The sequence below is a fragment of the Azoarcus taiwanensis genome (assembly GCF_012910885.1).
Classification (GTDB): Bacteria; Pseudomonadota; Gammaproteobacteria; order Burkholderiales; family Rhodocyclaceae; genus Azoarcus_F; species Azoarcus_F taiwanensis.
The window spans coordinates 1-2,251 of sequence record NZ_WTVM01000240.1; the positions used below are offsets into that span (position 1 = coordinate 1).

The window sequence follows — 2,251 nt, forward strand, 5'->3', positions numbered from 1 at the left end:
CCGCGTCATCGACGGTGCGCTCGCCACCCGTTTCAACGTGTATCTCGCACAACTCTTGGCCGACTTCCGTCGGGTCATGCTGTAAGGAGGCCGGACCATGAGTCAGATCGTTGAAGTGAAAGTGCCGGACATCGGTGATTTCTCCGACGTCCCGGTAATCGAACTGTTCGTCAAGCCGGGCGACAGCATCGCGGTGGACGAGTCCATCTGCACGCTGGAGTCCGACAAGGCGACGATGGACGTGCCCAGCTCGCACGCCGGCGTGGTCAAGGAAGTCCTGATCGCCGTCGGCGACAAGGTATCGGAGGGCATGGTGCTATTGAAGCTCGAAGCTTCCGGCGCACCTGTAGGAGCGGCGTCAGCCGCGAAAACAGAGGATGCCACTGGCAAGGCCGAATTCGCGGCTCACGCCGCTCCTACAGGGGGAGCAGCCGCCGCTGCAACCCCCGCCCCCACCGCCGCCAGCCACGCGGGCGGGGCCGACATCGAGTGCGACATGCTCGTGCTCGGCGCCGGCCCGGGCGGTTACTCGGCGGCCTTCCGCGCGGCAGACCTCGGCCTCAAGACCGTCATCGTCGAGCGCTACGCAAGCCTCGGCGGTGTCTGCCTCAACGTGGGCTGCATCCCGTCCAAGGCCTTGCTGCATGTGGCCGCGGTGATGGACGAGACCACCCACTTCGCCGAGTTGGGCATCGAGTTCGCGCCGCCGAAGATCGACATCGACAAGCTGCGCGCCCACAAGGAAAAGGTCATCGGCAAGCTCACCGGCGGTCTCGCCGGCATGGCCAAGGGGCGCAAGGTCGAAGTCGTGCGCGGCTACGGTGCCTTCCTCGACCCGCATCACGTCGAGGTCGAACTCACCACCGGCGACGCGCAGGACAAGACCGGCGACAAGAAGGTCGTCAAGTTCAAGCACTGCATCATCGCCGCCGGCAGCCAGGCGGTGCGCCTGCCCTTCATGCCGGAAGACCCGCGCGTCATCGACTCCACCGGCGCGCTGGAGCTCAAGGCGGTGCCCAAGCGCATGCTCGTCATCGGCGGCGGCATCATCGGCCTGGAAATGGCCACCGTCTATTCATCGCTCGGCGCGCGCATCGACGTGGTCGAGATGCTGGACGGCCTGATGCAGGGCGCCGACCGCGACCTGGTCAAAGTGTGGGAAAAGAAGAACGCCCACCGCTTCGACAACATCATGCTGAAGACCAAGACCGTCGCCGCCGAAGCCAAGGACGACGGTATCTGGGTGAAGTTCGAGGGTGACAAGGCCCCGGCCGACGCCCAGTGCTACGACCTCGTGTTGGTCGCTGTCGGCCGCAGCCCCAACGGCAGGAAGATCGCCGCCGACAAGGCCGGCGTCGCGGTCACCGAGCGCGGCTTCATCGAAGTCGACAACCAGATGCGCACCAACGTCCCGCACATCTTCGCCATCGGCGACATCGTCGGCCAGCCCATGCTCGCCCACAAGGCAGTGCATGAAGCCCATGTCGCAGCCGAAGTCGCTGCTGGCCAGAAGTCGAGCTTCGACGCCCTGCAAATCCCCTCGGTCGCCTACACCGACCCCGAGGTTGCCTGGGCCGGTCTCACCGAAGACCAGGCCAAGGCCAAGGGCATCAAGTACGACAAGGCGGTGTTCCCGTGGGCTGCCTCAGGCCGCGCGATCGCCAACGGTCGCGACGAGGGCTTTACCAAGCTCCTGTTCGACAGCGAAACCCACCGCATCATCGGTGGCGCCATCGTCGGCACCCACGCCGGAGACCTCATCGGCGAAGTCTGCCTCGCAGTCGAAATGGGCGCCGACGCGGTCGACATCGGCAAGACCATCCACCCCCACCCGACCCTGGGTGAGTCGGTAGGTATGGCCGCCGAAGTGGCGCACGGCAGTTGTACCGACCTGCCGGCGCAGAAGAAGCGGTAAACCAACCGCTCCGTCCCAGACCATCTGAGGCGGAGCGCGTCGTGGCTGGCGGCTGCCCCGAGCGACTTTGCCCGAGCACATGCCGCTGTTGCCGAGCGTAGCGCCCGCGATCCCTGCTGTCTGAGGCCGAAGGCCGAGTTCTGGGATCGCAGCGAAGCGAGGCTTTCAGCGGCAGCGCGAGCGGCATCGGAGCAGAGGGGCAGCCGCCAGCCGCGACGCGCGGACACCCGGCACCGCCCTAATCTCCGCTGTCCAAGCGCACCACACAAACCAAAAGACACTCAGCGCTGCAAACCTCACAACAGCAGCGCCAGCGCCATCGGAGCTGATACGCAG

At 65.9% G+C, this 2,251-nt stretch carries 1 protein-coding gene; it reads left to right on the top strand.

The window, feature by feature from the left end; translation table 11 throughout:
* The first annotated feature begins 97 nt into the window (after nucleotides 1-97).
* Nucleotides 98-1,915 (top strand): dihydrolipoyl dehydrogenase, encoded by a 1,818-nt coding sequence (gene lpdA, locus GPA21_RS19930; protein WP_168989807.1) that lies wholly within the window; start codon nucleotides 98-100, stop codon nucleotides 1,913-1,915.
* The last annotated feature ends 336 nt before the right edge of the window (nucleotides 1,916-2,251 follow it).

Excerpts from the sequence above, each read along its gene's own strand:
- lpdA (WP_168989807.1), top strand. The coding sequence starts at position 98 with ATGAGTCAGATCGTTGAAGTGAAAGTGCCGGACATCGGTGATTTCTCC.